7 protein-coding genes are annotated in these 5859 nt (G+C 60.5%); 3 read left to right on the top strand and 4 right to left on the bottom strand.

The features are described from left to right. On the top strand, positions 1-372 hold a 372-nt coding region (locus PARACOCCUSGL_RS22535; RefSeq protein ID WP_237701585.1), incomplete at its 5' end, for a hypothetical protein. A 229-nt stretch (positions 373-601) separates the two neighbouring features. Here PARACOCCUSGL_RS22535 and PARACOCCUSGL_RS22100 read toward each other — a convergent pair. The 3 genes from PARACOCCUSGL_RS22100 to PARACOCCUSGL_RS0119455 all read right to left on the bottom strand — a co-directional run bounded on the left by PARACOCCUSGL_RS22100 (position 602) and on the right by PARACOCCUSGL_RS0119455 (position 4357). Next, a complete protein-coding gene (locus tag PARACOCCUSGL_RS22100) occupies positions 602-748 on the bottom strand; it encodes a hypothetical protein (protein ID WP_010400531.1) in 147 nt (48 codons plus the stop codon). Positions 749-960: 212 nt separating this feature from the next. Then, positions 961-2133: a YncE family protein gene (locus PARACOCCUSGL_RS0119460; RefSeq protein WP_010400529.1), complete on the bottom strand. Its 1173-nt coding sequence runs from the start codon at positions 2131-2133 to the stop codon at positions 961-963. 25 nt (positions 2134-2158) lie between these two features. Then, on the bottom strand, positions 2159-4357 hold the full coding sequence (locus tag PARACOCCUSGL_RS0119455) for a TonB-dependent siderophore receptor (protein ID WP_010400527.1): 2199 nt from the start codon (positions 4355-4357) through the stop codon (positions 2159-2161). A gap of 264 nt (positions 4358-4621) precedes the next feature. Here PARACOCCUSGL_RS0119455 and PARACOCCUSGL_RS0119450 point away from each other — a divergent pair, with 264 nt between their 5' ends. Beyond that, positions 4622-4972, top strand: a complete 351-nt coding sequence (locus tag PARACOCCUSGL_RS0119450; protein WP_010400526.1) for an MbcA/ParS/Xre antitoxin family protein — start codon at positions 4622-4624, stop codon at positions 4970-4972. A 3-nt stretch (positions 4973-4975) separates the two neighbouring features. Continuing rightward, positions 4976-5470 carry an RES family NAD+ phosphorylase gene (locus PARACOCCUSGL_RS0119445; protein ID WP_010400524.1) on the top strand — a complete coding sequence of 165 codons (495 nt, stop codon included), beginning with the start codon at positions 4976-4978 and terminating at the stop codon, positions 5468-5470. Positions 5471-5484: 14 nt separating this feature from the next. Here the strand turns inward: PARACOCCUSGL_RS0119445 and PARACOCCUSGL_RS21060 are convergent. After that, positions 5485-5859, bottom strand: a 375-nt coding sequence (locus PARACOCCUSGL_RS21060; RefSeq protein ID WP_010400522.1) for a hypothetical protein, incomplete at its 5' end; no start/stop codon positions are given.

The following is a 5859-nucleotide window of genomic DNA, read 5'->3' as shown; positions in this document are numbered from 1 at the left end:
AGGGGCCGCGGGCAAAACCGTGGCCCTTTGGACGACACATCGGGACAACACCGCAGCGGCAGCTATCCAGCGGCACAGCAGCCAGCGCGGTCAGCGCTGCAGATCGGCGATCTGGGCGTCGGTCACCTCATTCGCGCTGAACGCCATCACGTGATTGATGGCGAGCTCTGCCAGTGCGGCTATAACCTCCTCACGCACCCAGCCCGCCCCCTCGGCACTGTTCAAAAGCGCCATGAACGCAGGTTCAACCGCTTCTTGGCAGTCCAGAACGCGATCAGGGTAAGGGCCAAGATACCGGGGGCCAAGCATCATCAATCTCCGCAAGCTGTTGATGACAACCCTATTGAGGCGCAGAAGATCCCGAAAATGTGAAAGATCTCGTCTGGCCGCCAAATGCGCAATCGCCCGCTTATCGAGCAAATTCCCTGATCGAAGGTGCGGCAGGCCGCATCTGGCGAACGACAGGCTGATGGGGTTGGCGATGGCGCGGCATCTGGCCGGGCCAGCAGCGCGGCTTACACAGTCAGTGCGCGCGCCTGACCGGACCGGTTTTGTTATTCGAGCCGCAAAAGGCCCGTCTGGTTACAGGTTCCGCTGTTTCTCAGGTCTTTAACTTGTCCGCAGCAGTCATGATCTGCGCGCGCAGGATCGAGTCCTTAAGAACAACAGGAACAGACAGCAGACGTTCATTCTCGGCCGCATGTATAAGGCCGAGAAGGCGCACGAGGTGACAGTCCAGAATCGTCATCGCAGTTTTCCCATGGGTCCCCCGACCGCAGCCTTTATCCGGATAACATCGGGGTGAGCGGTTCGTTCCCGACCAGTCTGCCAGAGGCCGCATTTTTCTGAACGATGGAAGAAAATTCGTCAGCCGGGCAAAAGGGCTAACCCGGGGAATGCACCCCGACCACCAAAGGCCGGGGCGCAAATAGCGATATGGACATGGTGACGGCTCGCCGGTCAGCCTTGATCAGCCAGACGCTCCAGATTGATGCGCAGAACCGAGTCGAGAGCACCCTCCCGATAGGCGGCGTCACTTTTATCATTCGAGACTTTGACAGTCATGAACAGCGTCCTGCCGTCCTCGCTGACCTCAAGGCTATTGGGATGGGCCGGCAGGGGTACGCGCTGCTTGATGGCATAGCTTTGCGCATCAATGACCAACAGCCCACCGGTGCCCGACTTGTTGTCCCGATCAACGCCACGCCATGTCGCATAGATCTCTTGCCGCGCCGGGTTATAGGCAACGTCAAGCGTGCCGAGGCCGACCGGGATCTGCCTGATCACCTTGCCGCTGGCGATGTCGGAAACGTAGATGGCACCGTCCTGCGCATCACTCGCAAAGAGGCGCTGACCTTCTGCATCAATCGCCAGATTAACAAAGAAATGGCGCGAGGCATCGCCCCCTTCTTCGGATGTGTCGCCGGTTGACAGCCCGCCGACGCGCTGGCCGCTGGCAACGTCGATCACCGAGATTTCCTCGATACCGCCGCCGCTGACATAAAGCCGCCCTGCCCCCGCATCGTAGGCCGCCCCGGCGGTCCACAGGCCGGTGTCGATCCGGTGCAGCATCTTGCGGGCCTTGGTATCGACGATCCAGGTCACGCCCTTCTGTCCCGGCCCGGTCACAAAGGCGAGACCGCGCTGTTCGTCCAGCACGATCATGCGGACGTGTTCGAAACCCTTGTCCTCGGGCTGGCCCAGCTGGATGGTGTCCAGGATCGTCCCGCCCTTCGCGTCGATCACGGTCAGCGAACCGTCCAGCGTATTGCCTGCGTAAAGCTGTCCAGTGCTGCGATCCAGTGCCAGCGCAAAAGCCCGGCGCGGCAACTGGACACGGCGGATCGGACGCAGATCAGAGGCGTCGAACACATGGACATAGCCCGGCACATCACCGTCAAACGAAGGCGACGAGGCGACAAAAAGCATCCCCTCCTCGGCCCAGTGCGCCACCTCATAGGCGCCAAGGACCGCATCGGTGCGGATCAGCGCCGGTGCGATCTGGGCGGCGGTCAGCGCCGCAGGCTCGCCGTTCGACTGTTGAGCGGCAAGCGGCAGCGCACCCATTGCAAGACACAGCGCCAAAGTGCCCACAGATAGCGTGGTTTTCGACCACGGATAAACGATACTCATGTAACTATTCCTCGCAGATGGGGGGTCAGAATTTGGCACGCAGCGTCAGCTCGGCGCTACGGGCCTCGCCATAGACGACCCTGCCGTAAAAGCCGGTGGTCGCGTAATATTCCTTGTCAAAGACGTTATTCACGCTCAGCGACAGCTCTGTCTTGTCGGTCAGCTCATAACGCGCGTTCAGATCAAAGACAGCGTAAGAGCCCTGATGGACGTTCGTTTGCTGGCTGTCGCTCGCGAAATTCATGCTGTCGGTACCGCTTTGCCAGCGCATCGCACCGCCAAGGGTCAGTTTTTCGTCAAGAATGCCAGCCAGCCGGTAATCAGTCGCGATCTTGAGGGTGTGTTTGGGCTGGTCAGCCGCGAAACGTTTGCCATCCTTGTCCTCGGAGGTGCGGAAGGTGTAGCCGCCCGAGATATTCCAGCGATCGCTGATCGCCCCGGCCAGTTCGACCTCAAAACCGCGCGTCCTGGTGCCGTCGATGCTTTCATAGATGGCGTGCAGGTCGGTCTCATCATTACCTACCCAATTCGCCACATCCTTCTGATTGGTCTGAAAGATCGCGGCCGAGGCATACATGGCCCCGCCCATCAGATCGGCCTTGACCCCCAGTTCATAGTTCCAGCCGTAGGTCGGGTCGAGGTAATCGCCATTTTTGTCCAGAACGATCTGCGGCTTGTAAATGCTCGTGACGCTGCCATAGGCGGTGTAGGTCGGGTTCAGATCATAGGTAAAGCCCAGATAGGGCGTGATCTCACCGTTATAGCTGTATTCATAGGTCAGCTCGCCGGTCGTGGCCTCGCTGCCTTTCCACCAGTTCGCCCGCGCGCCGGCAATGATGGACAGCGCATCGCTCGCCTGCAGCCTGGTGGTTGCATAAAGCCCGTACTGACGCTGCTTATCGTGCCAGATCGTGGTTGCCGCGTCCGAAAAGCGCGGTCGCGGGTAACTGCCGTCCCAGTCAAATATATTACCGACCGGGGTCAGCGACGATCTGTCAGCCGCATAGCCGGAATAGTCGCTTTTAAAGTCAGAGACAGTGGCCCCAAGGACGAATTGGTGATCACGGCCAAAAGCCTGAAAGTCACCGTTCAGCATCCCATTCAGCGACGACACCTTGGTCGTCCCGTTATATTTCACCGCCGAGGGGGTCATGCCAAGTCCGGTTTCCCTGTCAGGACTACCCGAGATCCAAGCCAGCTCCATATCCGCCTCGCTGCGGATATGGGTGGCAACCAGCCGCGCGGTCCAGCCATTGTCAAAGACATGCTCAAGCGAGGCAAAAGCCTCGGTCCGCTCGGTATCGACATAGGTCCAGTCCGCGCCCAGCGTCGCGCCTTTATTCCAGTCGATCAGGCCGCCGTCGGCATAATAGGGCGGCAGCCCACCCCAGGTTACGTTGTCGGCCCTGGTTTTTTGATAGCTGATCCCGGCGTTCAACACGGTATTGTCGCCCAGATCGGCCTCGATCGCGCCATAAAGGACGTATTTGTCCTTGTGATATGCATCCAGCGATCCATCGCGGCTGTCGGCGACCGCAACGAACCGGCCCCGCACCGTGCCCGCGGTATTCAGCGGCCCCGAGACATCGGCTTCGACCCTGCCCCCCTTGGGATAGGCCAGCGAAACCGCCGTCTGGTTCTGGAACTCACTGGTCGGGCGCTTGCGGATAAAGTTGACCGAGGCCCCGGGCTCGCCCGCGCCCTGCATCAGCCCGGTAGCGCCTCGTACGATCTCGACATGATCATACAGCGCCATGTCGGGATTATTGTCGCCAAAGGTCCAGGCACCGTTTCGCGGCGTGGGGACACCGTCATACTGATAGGCGTCGATGTAAAAGCCCCGCGCGTAATAGTTGATCCGGTCGCTTTCATAAGCCTGCACGGTAATGCCCGTGGCGGCCTCCATCGTCTGGGCAATCGTGGTGATATTGCGGTCCTGCATCTGTGCATGGGTGACAGCGCTGGTGGATTGCGGCGTTTCCTTTTGGCTAAGCACCAGCCCTGTCGCCGAACGCATCCATGCCGTTGTCCAGCTGCCCGAACCCTCGGTCTCGGTGCCGGGGGCGGCGGTGATCGTCACCTCGTCCAGAACGACGGTGCTTTCTGCTCCATCCTCGGCCTCTTGCGCCAGGGCAGGACAGGCAAGCATCGTCAGAATACCGGCACCCAGCGCCGTTGTAAGCCGCACAGAAGCAGCGGAAGGGATCAGAAGAATACGCGTCATGGCAAGCAATCCGATTCTTTCGGTTTTTGGCTTGCATATGGCGTGCTTGTGCCCGCTATCCCTATTGCGGGGCCGATGATCAAGCTCAAGCGTCATATGACCGCAGGCCACGCGCGGTTGCTGCAATTGCGCAACAGTCACATTTGCAGCAAACTTTGGCTGAACGCGCGGGGGTCGTGCGCCGGGATCTGGTCATAGCACGATCACACACTTGAAAGCCACGCAAATTGACGCCATATTGTGCCTATCTATATGGAGGTGTGGATGCGTATCGAAGTTTATGCCGAAGGTGGCCAGTTCGCTCCGGCCCGGATCGCCGAAGCACTACGCACCACCAAGGACGAAGTGGCCCGCACGGTCGGCCTTGGCCGCGATGCCGTCATGCGACCCGATCGCGTGGCCAGTCCGAAGACCCAAAAGCGCCTGCGCGAGATGGTCGAGATCCTGAACCGGGTCGCGCCACGCTTTGGCTCTCCGCTGATCGCATATGCCTGGTATCGTTCTGAGCCGTTGACCGGCTTTGGCGGCCTGACCGCGATGCAGCTGGTGCGCGACGGTCATGCGGCAGAGGTGATGGATTATATCGACGCGGTGGAAGCGGGCCTTTACGCCTAGATTATGCATTACCGCGGTCTTCTTTATCGCGCCCTCAACCCCGTCTGGGCGCGCGAGCCACTTTCGGGCGAGGGAGCCCGGCGCTTTGGCGGGCGGTTCAACCCAAAGGGCGCCCCTGCTCTTTACACCGCGCTGTCAATCATGACCGCGATCCGCGAGGCTAATCAGATCGGCAACCTCCAGCCCACGACGCTGGTGGCTTATAAGGCCGATGTCGCGCGAATATTCGATGCAACCGACCCGGCCGCTCTGGACGAATACGGAATCGGACCTGCCGACCTGGCCGCCGACGACTGGCGCATCAAAATGAGAGAGGATGGCAAGGCCCCGACCCAGAAACTGGCCGAACAGCTGATCCGTGACGGTCATGACGGCATGCTGGTCCGCAGCTTTGCCAAAGGGGCAACGGATGCGGACCTGAACATGGTGCTGTGGAAATGGGGCGCCGCCCCGCCCGCCATGCTGACGCTGGTCGATGACGAAAACCGGCTAGGTTAGGCGGCACACTGCCCCTATTTCTTTGCCGCGCGCATCCCGAACCAGATGCCGGGCAGGCACAACAGAGCAATGCCAAGGCTGACCCATGTCGCAGCACCTTGTGGACTGCCCTGCCCCGCCGCCATCAACAGCCCGGCGAAAGCCGAAACGATGGAAAAGGCAATCAGCTGCGTCGTGGTGATCGCGGCGGCAGCCTTGCCGCCCTCGGCCGGATCTGTGGCGCTGCTCATTGCGGCCACACCAAGCAAGGGCCAGCACAGGCCGATCCCCACTCCGGCAAGTGCCAGAGACAGTGCTTGCAACAAGGTCAGCCACGGCGCAGCACCCTGTTGCTGCATCAGGCCATAAGCGAAAAGACCAAGGTGTTGATTTCCGTCGAGACGTGACCC

It is taken from the genome of Paracoccus sp. TRP (assembly GCF_000185925.1).
In the GTDB taxonomy this organism is placed as follows: Bacteria; Pseudomonadota; Alphaproteobacteria; order Rhodobacterales; family Rhodobacteraceae; genus Paracoccus; species Paracoccus kondratievae.
The sequence above is the reverse complement of the archived record's forward strand: the minus strand, read 5'-3'. Positions and strand labels throughout refer to the sequence as shown.

What these genes read in the sequence shown, in the direction of transcription:
- PARACOCCUSGL_RS22100 (WP_010400531.1), bottom strand. Translation starts at nt 748, where the DNA reads ATGACGATTCTGGACTGTCACCTCGTGCGCCTTCTCGGCCTTATACAT.
- PARACOCCUSGL_RS0119460 (WP_010400529.1), bottom strand. Translation starts at nt 2,133, where the DNA reads ATGAGTATCGTTTATCCGTGGTCGAAAACCACGCTATCTGTGGGCACT.
- PARACOCCUSGL_RS0119455 (WP_010400527.1), bottom strand. Translation starts at nt 4,357, where the DNA reads ATGACGCGTATTCTTCTGATCCCTTCCGCTGCTTCTGTGCGGCTTACA.
- PARACOCCUSGL_RS0119450 (WP_010400526.1), top strand. Translation starts at nt 4,622, where the DNA reads ATGCGTATCGAAGTTTATGCCGAAGGTGGCCAGTTCGCTCCGGCCCGG.
- PARACOCCUSGL_RS0119445 (WP_010400524.1), top strand. Translation starts at nt 4,976, where the DNA reads ATGCATTACCGCGGTCTTCTTTATCGCGCCCTCAACCCCGTCTGGGCG.